We start from the raw sequence: 18190 nt of genomic DNA, 5'->3' as shown, positions 1-18190 counted from the left end.
CACCAACCGGTCCTCGGGCTTCTCCTTCACCTGACCGCGTCTCGGCACCCCTCGAACCTACACGATCAGAACCTAAGTTCCTGGTATTGGGCCGGGGCCCCGACGGCACCAGCGGATGCATAACCCCAGCTCGGAGCATGTGTAGTCCACGGTGTGCCGGCCTTTTGGTTGACGGCGCTATGCTTGTCGGATCCATGCATCCCGGATCCCGCCAAGGGGATGCGGCTGACGGGATGAGTACGAACGAGGTCCGGCTGACGGCATCTTTATGGCCGTGTATATGATCCCGCCAAGCTGTCGCAGCGGCCGACAGTCGCGTGGCACTTGGCCGTTGTACGGGTAGCCGGCCGGGTTTCCCTGGGCGATGTCACAGAGAGGTACGACTCAGATGAAAGTCTCGAGCGTCGTCGCCGGGTTGATTCCCGATCGTGCCTTCGGGGACGCCATCGCGTTGGCGCACCGGAGGTTCGAGCCGGTACTCGGTCAGATTCGATCCCTGGTGGCGCCAGGTCAGACGGCCGTGGATGTGGGGGGGTGGTATGGACCGTGGACCTTCTGGCTCTCGCGCATCGCGCAGACGGTGGTGACCGTCGAGCCCAACCCGGAACTCGCGGCGTTCATCACCCGCATGGCATCCCCCAACGTCACCGTGATCCCCAAGGCGGCCTCCGACGAGACCGGGACGGCCACGCTGTCCCTGCCCGCGGGAGGGCGCGGTACTGAAGGTCGGGCCACTCTCGGCTCGCTTCCGGGCGGACGGACCATCGAGGTCGAGACCTTCCGTCTCGACAGCCTCGAACTCGACGACGTCGGACTCATCAAGATCGATGTCGAGGGTCACGAACTGCCCGCGCTGCGCGGCGCCGAGGGCATCATCCAGAAATGGCGCCCCAACCTGCTGGTCGAGATCGAGGAAGCCCGCTCGCCCGCCGCGCCCACCCTCGAGTACCTCTACGACTTCGGCTACAAGGGCCTGGTGCTGGTGGGCGGCCGCTGGATTCCGCTCGCCGAGTTCGACCTGGTCGGCCACCAGAAGTCGATGACCGGGCACGCCGAGCACGGCTACCTGCGAGCGGTGATCGACGGCTCGGGCGCCAAATTTGTCAACAACATCCTCTTCCGCTACGCCCGCGCCCAGTTCGACGACTGAAACCGGTACCACTGCGCATAGGCAAATCCGCCCGCTGGCTATGAGACGGCCTACCCGATCGACAGGTCCGGGGCCTACAACAGCGCCGACAACGTAAGCTCAGTACACCGGCCCCGAAAATTCTTGCAGGCGGTGCGGCAGGGACAGGAGTCCGAGCAGCACCGCCTGACCTAACGGATTTTCCGTCTGGCAGGCTCGCTTATTCCCTTTCGAGTTGGTTTCGGTCAAGAGCTATCGCGACCACGCTCCCCACCATTACGCCGATAGGAATTCCGAATCCCAGGTTCGAGAGTTCGTGATCGACGGCAAAGCCAATTGCCGGTAGAGCGACGGCGGTCACCAACCCTGCCGCGAGTGCGCGACGATTATGTAGGACGCGTCCCAGTATCTGCCGCTGTCGACGATCCCGAAAGTACGTCACGATCGCGAACGCAATTGCCCCAAGAGCAACCAGGGCGGCGTTGCCGCCACCCTTTCGTATGAGAATTTGAGCCCGGCCGCGCGATGGCCGTGGTCCTGACGTGGGCTGGTGGGCTGTTGTGGCCCGGTGCGGCCGAGGACCATACATGATCTTCGGTGCTGTCCGGATCGACGTCGGCGATCTCTGGTGCTCAGAGCCCGTCCAAGAGTATGGCAGTGGAGGTCCTGGGGCACTCTTTCCTGCTGCTACGAGCGCGTTCCTCAGTTTCCTGTGTTCAGGGCCTCTCCGGACAGCATCTACAAGGCTGGATGACAACGGAGGGATGACAGATGCAGGTGTTATTCCCGCGCTGCGCGGGTCTTGATGTGCACCGGGACACGGTCGCCGCGGCGGTGCGTATCCAAACCGGTTCAGGTAAAGCCGTGACCGAGGTACGGACGTTCACGACGACCGGGGGTTCACTTGGGATGCTCGCGGACTGGCTTACCGAGTGCCGGGTGACGATCGTCGGGATGGAATCGACGGGCGTCTACTGGAAGCCGGTGTTCCACATGTTGGAGGACCGGTTCGAGTGCTGGCTCCTCAACGCCACCCACGTCCGTAACGTGCCGGGACGAAAAACGGATGTGGCCGACGCGGCCTGGATCTCGGATCTCGTCGCGCACGGTCTGGTGCGCGCGTCGTTCGTGCCCCCGAAGCCGCAGCGGGATCTTCGTGATCTCACCCGGGCCCGGCGGATCGTGGTCGAGGAGAAGACCCGGGAGGTCCAGCGGCTGGAGAAGCTGATGCAGGACGCCGGGGTGAAGCTCACCAGCGTCGCCTCGAAGCTGCTGGGGGTGTCGGGTCGGGCGATCCTGGAGAAGATGATCGAGGGGGAAGGGTCCCTGGAGTATCTGGCCGATCAGGCCCGTGGCCGGCTCCGGAGCAAGATCCCGCAGTTGCAGGAGGCGCTCGCGGGCACGTTTCGTTCCGGGCATCACGGTTTCCTCGCCGCGCAGCTGCTGGCACGGATCGATCTGTGCGACGAGCAGATCGACGAGCTCGACCATCGGATCGAGGTGATGATCGCCTCTTTTCGCCAGACGGTCGACCGGATCTGCACGATCACCGGGGTGGGTGAGGTCACCGCGACCGTGCTGCTCGCCGAGGTCGGCCTGGACATGAGCCGGTTCCCGACCGCTGGTCATCTCGCGTCCTGGGCGGGGATCTGCCCGGGGAACAACACCTCGGGAGGGAAACGCCTGTCCGGTCGTACCCGTCACGGCAACAAGTGGTTACGGACCGCGCTGACCGAGGCTGCGCACGCCGCCGCCCGGAGCAAGGACACCTACCTGGCGTCCCACCACGCCCAGGTCCGCGGCCGCCGCGGCGTCCTGAAAGCCATCGGTGCGACCCGCCACGATATTCTCATCGCCTACTGGCACATCATCGCGAACAACACCGTCTACCAGGACCTCGGTGGAGACTGGCACGCCCGCCGGCGCCGGGACCCCGAACGACGCCGGAAGAACCTCGTCGGCGAACCGGAGAAACTCGGCTACACCGTCACCGTCACACCAGCAGCATAACCGTCCGACCCCGGAAAGAAAGGGATGAGCGGCAGCCGCTAACCGAGAACCGATAGGACTAACGCTGGAAGCCAGGCTCCCAGCGTCTTCCAGCATGCCCGGAACCAGCCCCTCCGCGGTCCAGTAATTCACTCCTCAGGCAGAATCAGTGGACCGACAATACCAGGCACGAACTTCCCTTCGGGGACGGTGACTGTCGCGGTAAAGGCCGACCGAACGTGGTGTTTTGATCTTCAAGCAGTTTCCGTGATTCTCCGCGATCGCGGTGAGGGCCGCCCGTCAGCCTCGGCCCTGCCTAGCCGGCTTTATGTAAGCGGTTGGTGCGGCGGCATTTGGGTTCAGTGTTTAGTGCTCCCTGGGGGGCCTCCCATTCTTGCCGAATATCGCCATGCGGAGAATGGCCAGGGCGAATGCGGCGATGAGTGGCCAGAGCTCGGATAGCCAGCCGGAGAGGAATCTGGTGCCTAGGAGCGAGACGGAGAAGAATAGGATGATGAAAAAGGTGGCCTGGCTGCTGGTGCTCATAGAGTGGAGGCGTCTACCGAATCTCATACATACTCAGCCTAGTTGGTGATGAAGGTGGCGGTGGTGGAGTTGTCGGCGGTGGCGACGATGTCGCCGTGGTGGAGGGCTGTGAACCTAAACCGGCTCAGCTATTCGGAGCCCCTTGCATCTCCTACTTTTCTGCCTCTCGGCCACCCATCCTCCTCTTTCTGTAGTTGTTGAAGGTGCTTACCGAGACTCCTGCGACTCCAAGTGATACATAGAGGATGGTGAAGAGGAGACCCTCGAAATGGACTGGTCGCAGAAGCTGGGCGATGAGCCAGGCCAGGCCCAGACAGAGGTAGAGAATGCTGAGAGCTAATCTGCTTTTTTCCTTATCCAATCGAGGGCCTCAGTGTGAAGGGCTTGGCAACTAGCACGAGTATCTAGGCAACGTGTCGGTTACTAGCGCATGGCGTATAGCAAGAAATCGCTCGGTCTCGCGAGTCATAGTTGCAGTACCGTCCGCGCACATCGGTCCGCTTCATGTAGGCATTGTAGTACGCCTGCGCCCCGATGTCCCGAGCTGTCCGCGACCGGACCGAACCACGTCTGGACGTGGGACATCACCGCGCTGAAAGGACCAGCGAAAGGAATCTGGTACCGGCTTTACGTCATCCTCGACATCTACTCGCGGTATGTCACCGGGTGGCTCGTCGCCGCCGCCGAGGACGCGGTCGTCGCGAAAGACTTCCTCGCCGACGCGGTCACCCGCAACGGAACCCCGCCGCACACTATCCACGCCGACCGCGGTGGCGCCATGATATCGAAACCGGTATCGGCGCTTCTCGTCGACCTCGACGTCCACCGGTCACATTCCCGGCCCCGCGTCTCCAACGACTGCGAGCATCATGTTGTCAACCCATATTCCGAAGCGCAGTTCAAGACCCTCAAGTACAGCTTCGATTTCCCCGCCCAGTTCGGATCGTTGCACGACGCCCGCCGGTTCTGCGAGGGATTCTTCACCGCCTACAACCACGAGCATCGCCACTCCGGGATCGGGTTTCACACCCCGGCCTCGGTCCACTTCGGCACCGCCGAGCAGGTCCAGGCCCACCGCCAGGCCGCCCTCGACCGTGCCCACGCAGCCCACCCCGCACGGTTCAGCCGCAGACCACGCCCACCCCGACTACCCGCCACCGTCTGGATCAACCAGCCAGTCTCACAGCCAGTCGACTAACAACCCACTGTCTCGTTTGACTTGACAACTACCGCAGGGCCTCGCCGAGGCCCTGGCTTGAATGAGCGGATGTTCTGCAGCTACTCCGACGCCTGCTTTCTATGCTTCGCCCACAGGCGATGAGCTTCTCTTACCCGTAAGTGAAGTGTGGTCCCGCCACCCGATCGAGTGACGGAACCACGCGAATCAGTTCGCAGGCAGTCCATTCAGGAATATCGTGGCCGGCCCGCTTCTTCTATTTTTCGGTAGTGTTCTTCTCATGCAGAGCTTTGCCCAACAGAAATCTGAACGCCACGCCTAGAGCGCCCGCCGAGAGGACTACCCAGACGCCCGGTACTCCAGCGAACGTCGCTATCACAACCGCTGCGAAGATTAGTGAATAACCTGCGATCTCCACCGGTTTTTGCCAACTTGGGCGAGAGCTCTTACCGGTGACCACCGGATTTCTCCTAACGCCATGTTCCGTAGTGTCAGCCACAATAGACGGTGTATCCGAATGCGGGCCAAAAATAGTTCCCCAGGTATCTGCCGGCTATATATCCCCACCCTATGATGCCCCAATACGTGGCACAGCCCCACCTGGCGACTCTTCTGACCGGACGGAATGGATTGGGGGCGCACAGATATTTCCAGGCGAACCAGGCGCACGCATTCCCGTCGAGGTCGAGTTTGTTATAGGGGTCTTGGTAGGCGTAGTCGTAGGGGTTGGCACTGCCGCCGAGGACGGGGTCGGTGGAGAGGAAGCCGGCGGTGTAGGGGTTGTAGAGGCGGACGCCCATGAGGGTGAGGCCAGCGAGGGTGTCGTGGGACCGTTGTTGTGCGCCGAGCCAGCCGTAGCGGGGATAGGCGGTGGTGGGGATCGGTTCGTCCGCCGGCCCCCGACCACGAAGACCAGTCCCAGGAGCCAGACACGACCGCTGACTAGATTTTTGCAGCATCCTGCCTCAAACAGGTTGACAGGTTCCGCAGCGATCTCCCGGTCCGACACACCCCCCTCGAGCAAGCGTGCAGCCTCCCCCGCACCCGTTCCCGACGATCCCNATCCTCGGCGGTCAACCCGCCACCCGTCGCATACCTCATACCCGTGGGCTACCCAAACCCCCACCACCCACTCCCAGCGATCACCACCGGATCAACCCGACCCGGCACATTAAAGATCAGTAATGCGTATCAGCATCGACCAAAAGTGAACTGCCCCGATCTCCGAGGAAACCGGGGCAGTTCATTCACAGGTTCACCGGATAGCCCGGGCGGCGGGTTGGAGATGTGCGTTCCCGGCAGACCTGGGCCATACCACTGGCGCGTGCGATGTCAGACTTCGAGGGTTCATTCCTCTCTCTTGGCTCTTACCCCCTGAAAGAGTAGGTAGAGTCCGAACGTGCAGTGGAAGAAACCTGAAAGGATCTCGTGCCGCACCGCAAGTACGATGCAGCCGTAAACTGCAATTGATATACCTAGCGATATGAATAGATATGGTCGCGATCGTCTCATCACATTCTGTAGCATTGATTGACGTAGCTGTAATTGCAATACCTTCCTCGAATGTCGCGCCTGACTAGATAGTAATGATAGTAAGATGCGAGTCCGAATATGGCGAAGCCAATGTTTAGGGGGCTCGGGGTGAAAATTGCTACTCCCAGAGTGACGCCGAGCGCGATGGTTTCGGCCCTTCGCCAACCAGACCACTTGCTCCAGAACCACCTGCCGTCGAGGTCGAAGGTGTTGTAGGGGTCCTGGTTGGTGTAGTCGTAGGGGTTGGCACTGCCGCCGAGGACTGGGTCCGTGGACAGGAATCGGGCGGTGTAGGGGTTGTAGAGGCGGACGCCCATGAGGGTGAGGCCGGCGAGGGTGTCGTGGGAGCGTTGTTTTGCGCCGAGCCAGCCGTAGCGGGGATAGGCGGTGCTAGTGGCATAGGGGATACCGAACTCGCCTGATTCGGCGTAGGTGGCGATGGAGGTGGCGGTGGTGGAGTCGTCGGCGGCGGCGACGATGTCGCCGTGGAGGTTGGTGAGTTGGAGGGTGACGGTGCCGGTGTCGGTTTGGAGCGCGACGAGGTCGCCGCCGATTCCGGTGATGTTCCGGGTCCAGGTGNCGCCGGTGACGCCGATCCAGGTGGGGCTGTCGCCGGTGGCGCTGGGGTAGTGGTTGGTGCTGGTGGTGGAGCCGTCGGTCCAGGATCGGAGCCGGCGGGCGGGGTCGAGGGTGTAGGTGCGTGAGGTGGAGCCTGCGGACTGGGAGGCGACCAGGTCGTTGGCATTGAAGCCGACGGTCTGCGCGACGCCGCCGGCATCGGCCGCCGGAACCCCGGTGGTGCGGCCGAACTTGTCGTAGACGTAACCGGTGTCGGTGATCCGGTCAGCCTGGTCATAGGTGTGACTGTAAACGGCCGGTGTGGTGCTGGTGGAGCAGTTGCCGGTGTCAGGCTGGCCGCCGGCGTCGGGGTAGCTGGTGAGGGCGGTGCGGTTGGAGTCGAGGTCGTAGGTGTAGGTGCGGGTGGTGCAGATTCGGGGGCCCCCGTAGCTGACGGAGTCCACCACCGAATTCAGCCGGCCCGCGGGGTCGTAGCCCAGGGTCTTTGTCGCGGGCGCGGTGGCGTCGAGCCGGACCTGGCCGTAGATCGAGTTTGCCTGGGAGAAGGTCAGCCAGGGAGTTCCGGACTTCCCATAGACGAGGCTGGTGGGTTCGGCGTTGTTGTCGTAGCGAGTCGTCGAGACGAGGCCGCTGGGATAGGTCTGCGACGTCAGGGTGCCGTCGCCGTTGTAGGTCGCGGTGAAGGTGGAGGGGGCACTACCGGCGCCGACGCCGAGCGAGGTCACGAGGCCGCGGTGTTCGGTCGCGGTGTCGTAGAGATAGGTGGAGGTGCCCTTGCCGTCGTTGACCGAGCTGACCTGGCCGTCGACGTCGTAGCCGGTGGTGGTGGTGTTGCCGTCGGCGTCGGTCTGGCTGGTGACCTGTCCCCACGTGTCATAGCCGGTGGTCAGAGTGATCGACGATGCGGTCGTGGTGGTGGGTAGTCCGGTGGTGGTGCTGTAGCCGTAGGTGGCGGTGGGCACGGCGGTGCCACCGTCGGCGGCGGGGCTGACGGCGAGCGCCTCGGAGGTCTTCCGGCCGGCCGCGTCGTAGGTGTAGGTCGTGGTGCGGGTGGTGGTCGATCCGGAGGTGACGGTCTCGACCTTGGTCAGGGGCTGGTTGAGGTTGTTGTAGGTGTAGGTCGTCACCGGCAGCGGGTTGCCGGAGCTGGGCTGCGCGGCGGGGCCGGTGGAGCAGGGCAGGCCCGTCCAGGAGGCGTTCACGCAGCCGCCGGAGCCGGTGGCGGTGAAGTACGAGGTGACGGTGGTGAAGGCGTCCGTGCCGGCGGTGTTCGCCTTCGGCTGGCGGACCTCGACCGGGTTTCCGGCCGCGTTGTAGTACGTGGTGCGGACGATGTCGGTGGCACCGCCGCCGCCCATCCAGGTGGTCACCGTCGTGGGCTTGCGCAGGGCCCAGCCGGAGGTGGTGGCAGGATCGCCGGACTTCGCCTCGTAGCCGTTGATGGTCTTACGCGGTTCGACGTCCGCCCCGCCGGCCTGGCGGATGGTGGTGGTGATGGTGGTGGGCAGCCGGTAGGGGTCGGGCGAGGACGGGGCGTTCTCGTCGTAGTCGGTGTGGACGTGCTGGCGGGCGGAGTACGGCGCCCCGCTGTTGTCGACGATCCGGTGCGTCGGCCCGAACGTGTCGGTGACCGACACTCCGTCCGCGGAGTACACGGTGTCGGTGTCCAGCACCTGCGCCCGGGCCGCGGAGTCGGTGAGCGCGGTGACGGTCGGGTCGGTGTCGGCGGTCGGGGTGAGGGCCTGGTTGCGGTTCTCCGCGGTCAGCTCACGGATGACGCTGCCGTTGGGGTCGTGCTCGGTCGTGGTGATCTGCCAGGCGCCGTTGCCGTAGGAGGCGGCGTTCACCTGGCGGCCGTCGGCGTTGAGATAGCTGAGATCGGCGTAGGGCCAGTCTGCGGCGACGGGCGGGTTGGACGGCACCCGGCTGGCCGGGAAGACCGCGGTCGCCCAGGCCGGCAGGTCGCGCTGGCCCCAGCCGGCGACGACGCCGGAGGCCAGGTCGATCGGCGCGCCCGAGCCGGTCAGCGCGACGCCGTAGACGATCGTGCGGGTCGCGGTGCCGGCACCGGCGGGCCGCGGCCGGGCGACGCTGATCACCCGGTTGTAGGTGTCGTAGCCGAACGTCCAGGCGTCCTGCCCGGGCGGGGTGAGGGTGCTCAGGCGGCCACCGGCGTTGTACTGGTACGTCGTGCCGATGTGCGAGCCGTCGGTGTTGTCGACGCGCGGGTCGTACTCCAGGCGCAGGTGGCCGGTCGAGTCGTACTTGTACTGCGCGACGACGACCGCGGTGGCCCCGTTGACCGCCATCGAGATCGACGCGAGCTGGCCGTTGTAGTCGCCCCACGTCGCCGGGTCGGTGCCGGAGGCGGTCGCGGTGGTGGAGGTGGCGTAGGTGAACGTCAGCGCCCGGCAGCCGGCGACCAGGGTGGTGCAGGTGACGCCGGTCGGGACCGGGGCGAGGATGCGGGTCACCCGCCCGGCGCTGTCGGTGGTGTAGGTGGAGGTGGTGGCGGAGCCGGGCTGCTCCACCCGGTCGACGACCCAGATGGTGGCCGAGCCGACGGTCTTCGACACGAACACGGTCTTCGTGCCGTCGACGCCGGTGTGGGTGAACTGGGTGGCGGAGTCCTTGACGAGTTTCGACCCGTCCACGGCGGTGTCGGCGACCCCGGCGTAGCTGTACGGGTAGCTGCCGGAGCCGGTCCGGGTGTAGACGGACGCCGCGCCCTCACTGGAGGTCAAGGTGACCGTGTTCGTGGTCGCGGTGGCGTCCGTCAGCGTGCTGGCCGCGGTGCCGGACGCCGGCCCCTGCAGGTTCGACGTCCAGCCGGGGCCGAAGATCCCGGACGGGTCGCTGGTCGCCGGGGGCGGCGTCAGCGTCGTCAGGGACCGGCCGACCGTGAGGCTGCCGGTGTAGCTCGCCAGCGTGACGTCCGTCGCCGACACGGAGTAGTCGCCGGTGAGCAGGGCCAGCGAACCCGGGCCCACCTCGGAGGTGGCGTTCGTGGCGCCGAAGGCGTTACGGGCGTACTGCACCGTGCGGGCGGCCGTGCAGGAGACGGTGCCGCCGGAGTCGCGGAAGCAGGCGCGTAGCTGGATGGGCCCGTCGGCGCCGCCCTGCAGGGTGAAGCCGACGTTCCAGTTCTGCCGGTCGAACAGGCCCGAGCCGTTGCGCGGTGCCGGCCACGTCGGGTTCGTCGAGGTGCCCTCAATCGTCGTGTCCCCGACGGGAACGTCGCTCCAGGTCGCGCCCGTGCTCGTGCCCAGGTGGTACTGGTAGGTCACCGACACCTGCGTGCTCGGGGCCTGCCCCTCCAGGACGACGAACCGCTGGACCCGGGCGTTCTCCGCCGGACTTGCCAGGGNCCCCGTCCCGAGGCCGAAGCCGTAGGACACGACCGACGACAGGTTGCCCGCCTTGTCCTTCGTCCGGACGTAGAACGTGTGCAGTCCGGCGGTCGGGGTCAGGGTCGCGCTGGCCGTGCCGGTGGTCTCGGTCGCCGGCGAGGGCTGGTCGAGGCCGTAGAGGAACGACTGCGTGTCCCCACCCGGCGAGGTCCAGGTGAACGTGCCCGACGTCGCGGTGCCCCAGCCGCCGGACGGCCAGGCCGCGGAGGCGAGCGAGGTCGGTGCGGCCGGGGCGGTGGTGTCCACGGTGAACGGGATCCACGACGACCACGCCTGGGAGTAGTCGGTGCCGTCGTAGGCGCGGACCCGCCACTCGTAGGAGGTGCCGTTGGTCAGCACACCCGCCGGTACGGTCCAGGAACCCGTGGCGTTCGGCGAGATGTTGGAGACCGACCCGTCGGTGATCTTCGTGGTGCCGGCGGAGTTCCACACCTCGAAGTCGAGCCGCAGCGGGGCGCCGTCGGCGTCGGTGGCCGCGCCGGACAGGACCGGGCGCGTCGAGTTCGTCAGGACGGTCGCCGGGCTGCCGCCGCACTGTGCGGAGCAGGGGCTGGTGGAGCGGTTGGCGACGGTGCCCGGGTAGGAGTTGTAGGTGGTGGACACCTGCGGCTTGAGGCCGGTGTCCCCGGAGTAGAAGTACTTGTACTGGTCCCAGCTGGTCTCGTCCGGCGCGCGCAGCGTCAGGGTCTCCGGCGACGGCTGGCCGTTGGTGGCCCAGGCCTGCGCCAGGCCGGTGATGTCGAGGGAGACGCCGCCGGACCCGCAGCTGTTCACCGTGCCGGCGTTGAAGCTGGTGTTCGACCAGTTCGTGCCGTCGGCGGCCGGCTGGGTGTTCCACGTCGTCCCGGCGGACAGGGCCGCCGAGCCCTGCACGACCATGGGCTGCGCGGTGCAGGTCTGGGAACCGGCCTGCCAGAGCTGGAGGTAGGCCGAGGTGACGTGCCGGCTCTCGATCGCGGTCGTGTCGAACCGCAGGAACGACCGGTTGACCGCGCCGCCGAGGTAGTTGCCGACCCGCAGGTACTCGTAGCTGTCGTAGTTCGTGGTCGGGTTCGTGTCGTTGACGTCGGTGTCGAGGTTGTCGGCCAGCACCGCCGCCGGGTCGATGGTGACCGGGTACTGGCGGGCGCGGTCCGTCAACCACGCCTTGTCCGGCTTCAGCTCCAGCGTCGGCGTGGCGGTGCTCGCCCCGGTGAGCGCCGCGTCGACCGCGCGGGTCCGGTCGGGCAGCTTCGTCGCCGGGTCCAGGTGGGCGTCCCACATCACCGGGGTCGGCGAGCGGGCGGTAACCTTCCCGCCGGCCGACAGGCGGGTCTCGCCGCCCGCGGTTCGGGTCGCGGTCAGGCCCGTCAGGCGCATCGGCAACGTCAGCGCGGCCTGCGCCGCGGCCGGGGTGTGGGCGACGATCTGCACGTCGTAGCCGGTCGGGGTCACCTTGACCCGCAGGTCGGTGTCCTTCGCGACCGCTGGGTAGGTGGCGACGTTCTCGGTGAGGGTCGGGGCGGGCAGGGCGTTCGGCCAGGCGAACGCGACCTGTCGCGTCCCGTCGACCAGCGTCGCGACCGGGTCACCGGCCTTGCCGCCCGCGGAGAGGACGATCGCCGCCTTCGCGGCCTTCGGGGTGACCTTCCCGCCCGCGAGGACGAGGGTGGGATCGACGTTCACCCAGCCGTCCCCGCGGCGAACCCGGTGGATCCCGGCGAACGAGTCGACGGTGATCGTGCCGTTCGGGTTCACGAACGTCGACGTCGTCTCGGTCCGCCGGTCCGTCACCTCGATCCGCCGCTTCTCCGCGTGCGCGGCGACCTGCGCGGACACGAAGTCCGGCCGTTCGGCCGGCCCGGTCGGCGCGGGTGTCGCCTTGTCGGCGGAGCCGGTGGGGGCGGCCCAGGCCGCATCTCGCCCCGCCGGAAGAAATGTGGCGATCGTCCCCACCAGAACGGCGGCGAGAAGAACGCAGATAGCTCGAGCAGTGTGCCTTCGACGATGTACGGGGGATGCCCGCATCATGTCAACTCCGATTCTCCGGCGCAGGCAAGGAAAGGCGCGTCACCCTCCCTGTCCCGAGGGAAACGGGGGGCGCGCCGGATCACCGAAAATGACAGAACCTCGATGGCAGCACTAGAGAATCAAGATCGGTTGTGTGTTCGTTGCTTGAGCGAGAGGGGTCCTTGCTCGCCCTGTCTGAGGGGTGGCGAGCACTCGGTGTTGCACCGAACCCGTCCGGGAGCCGTCAGCCGCAGGGTTTGGTGACTTTGGGTTACCGGAGCTCGGATCTGCNGGTGGCGTCAATACCGCAGAAGAGCGCCGATGTTATCTGGGTCACGCAGCAGTGTGTTACCTGTAGGAAACACGTGTTCGGTGGCGCGGCAGAGCCGTCCGAATGGTCCGAGACGGCTGTCGCCGGAGTGGTATCCGCCGGTGGGCAGAAAGAACGGGCGTCGATCCGCCGGCCGGAATTCCCGGAAAGGCTCACGTAGGGGTCACCGAGCCGCCGGTCGCCTTCGGCACGGATCGGTTGACGGCCGGGCGCGTCGGAGGTCTCGACGGCTCCGGCCCGCGCAGAATGTCGAGCGCGCGGCGCAGCTCGGCATTCTCTCGGATCAGGCGGCGGATCTCGGCCTGTTGTCGGCGGGCGGTCGTCCGTTGCCCGTCGCTGAGCGACTCGGCCTGGCGTACCCAGGTCCGAAGCGTCTCGGCGCTGATGGCGAGGGAACTCGCGACGGCCTGGATCGCGGACCACTCGGACGAGTGATCGGGCTGAACGCGCCGAACGCGGGCGATGGCGTCGGCCCGGAAATGGGGCGGGTAGCGGGTGGGGCGTGGCATGACAGGCTCGCTTTTGCGGATCGGCCCTCGGAGCCTGGTGGGCGGGCTCAGGGGGGTGGGGTGGACGGGGTGACGGGGCCCGGGTCGGTCGGCTCGTTCCTCGGCAGGAGCGAGACGACGAGCAGTGAGCTGCTGGGCGCGACGGTGGGGACGTCCGCGGGATGATCCGCATCACCGTCGGTCGCCGCCCCGGGCGTCGGGGCAGGAGTGGCCCGGGGCGGGGCGGGGAGCGCCGGACCAGGCCTCGGCGCCGGGGCGACGGCGCTGGGACCGGCACCGGACGGCCGGCTGGGGGAAGCGGATCCGGTCAGGGTGGGGATGGTGCGGGCGGACGGGCTCGACGAGGCGGGAACGGACGGGGACAGCGACGCCCGCGGGGTTGGTGGCGGTGTCGTCGCGGGGGTCGGTGTCGGGGCGGTCGGCGCCGGGGCGACGGCGGGTGGCGAGGCCGTCGAGGGGCGGGGGACTGTCGTGGGGCGGGGCGTGGTGGCCGGCGCGGGGGTGGGGGTGGCGCCGTCGGCGGTGTATCCGGCCGTCCAGGCGAGGACGGCGTGCACGTAGCTGGTGGACGGGTTGTAGCTGTAGATGGCCGTGCGGAGGTCGGCGGGGTCGGCCAGGTCCCGGTGGGAGCGGCAGAGATAGCCGGCGGCGGCGAGCGTGGCGTCGTCGATGTTGTGGGGGTCGGCGTGCTGGTCGCCGGAGTTGTCGCGGCCGGCCGTGCGCCAGGTGGTGGGGATGAACTGCATGGGGCCGACGGCGCGGTCGTAGGTGGTGTCGTGGTCGAGGGCACCGTGGTCGGTGTCGCGTACGAGGGCGTGGCCGTGGCGGCCGTCCAGCTGTGGGCCGAGGATGAGCGAGGTGATGGTGCCGTCGGGGGTGATGGGGCGGCCGACCGCGTGGCCGGACTCGATCTTGCCGATGCCGGCGAGAAGCTGCCAGGGCAGGTGACAGCCGGGGCGCTCGGTGGCCATGCGGGTTGCGGCGCTGCGGTACGCCGCCAGGACGCGAGCGGGGATGGCTCGATCGCGGGCGGTCAGGACGACGGTCGGGGTGGTGGATCGGCCCGCCGCGGCGTCAGCGAGGGTGTGATCGTCGGGGAGGTCCGGGGGTGGTGTCGCGGTGGTGGTCGGTGTCGCGGTGGGGTTGGTGGAGCTGGCGGGAATGAGCGGCGGGAGGACGAGGGGCAACGGGTAGGTGCGGGTGGCGGTCGGCGGATGAACGGCCGGGGCGGGGGCGACGTTCTGCGCGGGGATGGCGGGTCCCGGGCTGAGGCAGAGGGCGACGAGCAGGCCGATCATGGGCAGGGCGGTGAGCCCGCCGGCCGCCTTCGGCCACAGCGGCGCCGGCCGTCGAGAGGTGCGCCGGAGCGCGGTGTCCGTCGAGACGGCCCGGTGCCTGCCGGGTGACTCGGCGGTCCGATGCCGGCCGGCGTGTCCAGGAAGCCGACGATGTCGACTCACGGCGAATCACCCCCCATGATGTGAGCCACCTTCCCCGGCCTTTTCCGCGCGGATGGCGAGCGTTCTCAGGAGTCCTGGGAATGCGTCAACCGGGACGCTGGAAGAAGGCCTTGGTGAGGAGAAAAAGACGTGCTCGGACTCGGCACGCCGCACCGATTCGGTGATGTTGGTGGACCCGGTTGCGCTCGGGTCCGGGCTGGACTGTGCCAGAACGGAGGCCCGGTTGTCATCCGGTTCGCAGAAAGAAGTCCTCGCTGCCCATCGCGATCGGGCGCCGTTTGGGTGAGCCGTGGCCGGAAGAAGGGGACCCGGAGGGGCGCCGTCAGGGCTCGTTCAGTGTGCGGACGTCCTGGCCGCCACCCGGAGCTGGCCAGCGTCTACTGCCAGCAAATCGGTCAAGTCGCCTAAAAAGGCACCTTGCATGCCTCTTTGTGGAGACTCTCCGCTTCTACGTGATGACGCTTCGTGTCAATCCGTGGGTCCGTGTGCCGCGTCCATAAGAATGTTTCGCACAGGTAACGCCCCACTGTGTGTCGCGCTTCACATTTCTTGCGCAGAGTAACCCATCTTGAGGCGATCTAGCTCAAATGTCATGTTTTATGGGGAACTATCCCATCCGTCGAGGCGGTAGTCCTAGGCGGTGCGTCTCGACTGCGGCACGTTCCGTTACGGTGCGTTATGGCAACGGGTTGCCAATGGGGCGTGATGGTTGCCTTCCGCGCCGGCGCCGGCCATTTTGGGTGACCCGGCATGGTCCCCGTTCCCCTCGGGGGCCGCGCCNATGCCACTCAGGGTTCTTCGTTTTCCCACCGGATCGGAGTTGGTGCGATGGATGTGGTCCCTGTCGCGGTGTCGTTGCGCTGTCTGTTTCCGTTGCGCATCGCCGGTGAGTGGTTCCGCGGACGGTGACCGCGGCTTTCCTGGCTCACCGGCATGAATTCGATCGGCGGTAGGCAACCGGTGCGGCATCAATCCGACCCGGCCTCGGGTACCCGAACGCATATCGCGTCGCTTCACCATGGGAAGGAGACTGCCTCGATGGGAGGGAGGTCGGTGGTGGGGCGCCGGGCGGGAGCTGCCGGGCGCCGGTGCCGGGCGCCGGTGCCGGGCAGCCCAGGGCGGCCCGCGCCGGCAGGCCGCCGTCCTCACTCCCGCCGCGGACGGGCGGCGCCCTGCCGTCCGCGCCGCGGCGGCGGGTGGGGGAGTCGGACGCGGAAGCGCGCCCCCGCCCGACCCGGGCGGTCAGAGCTCCGTGACGAAGGTGCTCACAACTGCCGGGGTGTCACTGGTGCCGAAGGCGCCGTTCGCGACGGCAATCTGGGGTTCGCGGAAATTCCGGCAGGTCCACATCCGCGCGTCGGCGCCGACACCTTTCCACGCCGTGATGACGGTGTTACCGACGTAGGCCGCCGACGGTCCGGTGCTCGTTCCGCCGGGGGCGGGGCGCTGGGCCGACCAGCGGCCGTTCTGGAACTCCGCATGCCAGATTCCCGCGTCGTTTCCCGAGCCCTTCCAGACCAGGAAAAGGGCCTGCGGTGAGGCGGCGAGCGCCGGGCCGTGCGTGGACCCGCCGGGAAACGGGCGGGGTTGCGCCCAGGTGTGCCCGTCGTATGTCGTCCAGTAAAGCCCCTGATCGCCGCCGGAACCCTTCCACGCCATGTACAGCAGCCCGCCGTACGACGCGAGCGCCGGGCCGTGGGTGGACGAGGCCTGCCCGCCGGCGACCCGCTGCGGCCCGAGGTTCTCGGAGAACCAGATCGTCTGGTCGGGACCGACCCCGCGCCACGCCATGACCGTGCGATCGTCGTGGAAGGCCAGCGCGGGCCGGTCCTCGGTGCGGGGAGCGTCCACCGGGGTCTGCTGGTCGGACCAGCCGTCGCCATACCAGCCCGCCGTCCAGATCCGGCTGTCGTCGTCGGCGCCCCGCCATGCGGCCCGGGCCGTCAGCCTGCCGTCGGAGGCGGCCCCGATCCCGCCCCTGTTGGTGGCGAAATACCGCACCTGCTGCTGGTCGCGCCAACTGCCGTCCGAATGGGCCCGGGACCAGAAAAGCCGCTGGTCGGCGTTCTTGCCTTTCCAGATCAGCATCGGATCGCTCACCAGGCCGCCCCCGTCCGCGCAATCCCCGACCGGTTGTCGTCCTGCCGCCGGGCAAGGAACGACGCTCGCCGCTGTGGTCGAGCCGTCGACGGTGCCGATCATAACCGGATGAACGTCGGAATGAACAGTCCCGCCTATTCGACCGGCGGTGTCGCCCAGACGACGGCAAGCGTGCACCGGAAAGCGGAATGGGGATTCCATGACGGCCAGCACGGCCGCACGGCCCCTACGGCCGCACGGCCATGGCGGTGGGTTCGGGCTACGGCGACGGGACCGGCTCCGGCGCGGGCGGGCCGACGTAGCGAGCCGACGGGCGGATGATCTTGCTGTCGGTTGCCTGTTCGAGGATGTTCGCCGTCCAGCCGAGCGTGCGGGCGACGGCGAACGTCGGGGTGAACATGTCCCGCGGCAGCCCGCAGAGCTCCATCACGACCCCGGCGTAGAACTCGACGTTCGTGTGCAGCTCCCGGCCCGGCTTCAGCTCGGCCAGCAGCTCCACCACCCGCCGCTCGACCTGGACGGCGAACGCGACGAGCTCGCCGCCGAAGTCCTCGGCGACGCCGCGCAGCAACCGTGACCGCGGGTCCTCGGTCCGGTAGACGGCGTGGCCGAAGCCCATGATCCGATCGCCGGCGAGGACGTGCTCGCGGATCCACGGGTCGATCCGCTCGGGGCTGCCGATCTCGTCGAGGGTGTCCAGCGCCCGGCTCGGCGCGCCGCCGTGCAGCGGCCCGGACAGCGCGCCGATCGCCCCGACGACGCAGGCCACCAGGTCCGCCCCGGTCGACGCGATCACCCGGGCGGTGAACGTCGAGGCGTTGAAGCCATGGTCGACGGTGCAGATCAGGTAGCGCTCGATCGCGCGCACCTGTGCCGCGGTCGGCTCCGCGCCGGTGACCATGTACAGGTAGTTGGCCGCGAACGGCAGATCGTCGCGGGGTGCCACCGGTGCGAGCCCATGGGCCAGCCGGTGCAGCGCGGCGACGAGCGTCGGGGTGACCGCGCCGACGAACAGGGCGTCGTCGACGCGGGCCGCCTCGTCGGTGTCGTACAGCGGGGCGGTGCCGCGCGCGGCGCCGGCCAGCGACAACGCGGTGCGCAGCCCGTCGAGCGCACCCCCGGACACGCCGGCCCGGGCCAGCCCCGGCAGCAGCTCGTCGAGACCCGCCGGGAGCCGCCGCAACGGCGCCACCCGGGCGGCGAAAGCTGCTCGCGTCGCGGTGTCCGGCAGCTCGCCGAACACCATGAGATGCCAGACGTCCTCCAGCGAGCGGCGTTCGGCCAGCTCCACGGCCGAATACTGCCGATAGTGGAAGAAGCCCTCGCGCCCGCGCACGTCGCCGAGCGCCGTCTGCGTGACGACCACCCCCTTCAGTCCCCGTGGGACGCCCATGCCCGCCGGCGGGGTGGGCGAGGCATCCGTCGCCTGCGCCGCCTG

At 67.8% G+C, this 18190-nt stretch carries 10 protein-coding genes and 1 pseudogene; 3 read left to right on the top strand and 8 right to left on the bottom strand.

Annotated features, from left to right (window positions below; translation table 11 throughout):
- Nucleotides 1–388: 388 nt before the first annotated feature.
- The 3 genes from UK82_RS19465 (at nucleotide 389) to UK82_RS19450 (ending at nucleotide 4862) form a co-directional block, all read left to right on the top strand.
- Complete coding sequence (locus UK82_RS19465; RefSeq protein ID WP_044888718.1) at nucleotides 389–1150, top strand: FkbM family methyltransferase; 762 nt, start codon at nucleotides 389–391, stop codon at nucleotides 1148–1150.
- 750 nt (nucleotides 1151–1900) lie between these two features.
- Nucleotides 1901–3139 carry an IS110 family transposase gene (locus UK82_RS19460; protein WP_055408565.1) on the top strand — a complete coding sequence of 413 codons (1239 nt, stop codon included), beginning with the start codon at nucleotides 1901–1903 and terminating at the stop codon, nucleotides 3137–3139.
- Between the two features lie 955 nt (nucleotides 3140–4094).
- Nucleotides 4095–4862, top strand: coding sequence for a DDE-type integrase/transposase/recombinase (locus UK82_RS19450; protein ID WP_044888715.1), 768 nt, complete (start codon nucleotides 4095–4097; stop codon nucleotides 4860–4862).
- 470 nt (nucleotides 4863–5332) lie between these two features.
- Here the strand turns inward: UK82_RS19450 and UK82_RS42920 are convergent, their stop codons facing one another.
- The 8 genes and pseudogenes from UK82_RS42920 to UK82_RS19425 form a co-directional block, all read right to left on the bottom strand.
- Nucleotides 5333–5800, bottom strand: coding sequence for an RHS repeat-associated core domain-containing protein (locus tag UK82_RS42920; protein ID WP_082122381.1), 468 nt, complete (start codon nucleotides 5798–5800; stop codon nucleotides 5333–5335).
- A gap of 552 nt (nucleotides 5801–6352) precedes the next feature.
- Entirely contained in the window at nucleotides 6353–6781 is a 429-nt protein-coding gene (locus UK82_RS38730) for an RHS repeat-associated core domain-containing protein (RefSeq protein WP_236706149.1), read from the bottom strand.
- Nucleotides 6782–6954: 173 nt separating this feature from the next.
- Nucleotides 6955–8311, bottom strand: a pseudogene (locus tag UK82_RS38725) (sugar-binding protein); the annotation flags it as partial.
- A 2010-nt stretch (nucleotides 8312–10321) separates the two neighbouring features.
- On the bottom strand, nucleotides 10322–12298 hold a 1977-nt coding region (locus tag UK82_RS38720; RefSeq protein WP_236706146.1), incomplete at its 3' end, for a DNRLRE domain-containing protein.
- Nucleotides 12299–12835: 537 nt separating this feature from the next.
- Nucleotides 12836–13192 (bottom strand): transposase, encoded by a 357-nt coding sequence (locus tag UK82_RS19440; protein ID WP_063870465.1) that lies wholly within the window; start codon nucleotides 13190–13192, stop codon nucleotides 12836–12838.
- Nucleotides 13193–13239: 47 nt separating this feature from the next.
- A complete protein-coding gene (locus tag UK82_RS34385) occupies nucleotides 13240–14652 on the bottom strand; it encodes a lytic transglycosylase domain-containing protein (protein WP_055408562.1) in 1413 nt (470 codons plus the stop codon).
- A 1242-nt stretch (nucleotides 14653–15894) separates the two neighbouring features.
- Complete coding sequence (locus UK82_RS19430; protein ID WP_236706145.1) at nucleotides 15895–16965, bottom strand: hypothetical protein; 1071 nt, start codon at nucleotides 16963–16965, stop codon at nucleotides 15895–15897.
- 46 nt (nucleotides 16966–17011) lie between these two features.
- Nucleotides 17012–18145 (bottom strand): citrate/2-methylcitrate synthase, encoded by a 1134-nt coding sequence (locus UK82_RS19425; protein ID WP_055408584.1) that lies wholly within the window; start codon nucleotides 18143–18145, stop codon nucleotides 17012–17014.
- Nucleotides 18146–18190: the final 45 nt, after the last annotated feature.

Origin of the sequence: Frankia sp. ACN1ag, from assembly GCF_001414035.1 — a bacterium.
Taxonomy (GTDB): Bacteria; Actinomycetota; Actinomycetes; order Frankiales; family Frankiaceae; genus Frankia; species Frankia torreyi.
This window is presented reverse-complemented; position numbering and strand designations above follow the sequence as displayed.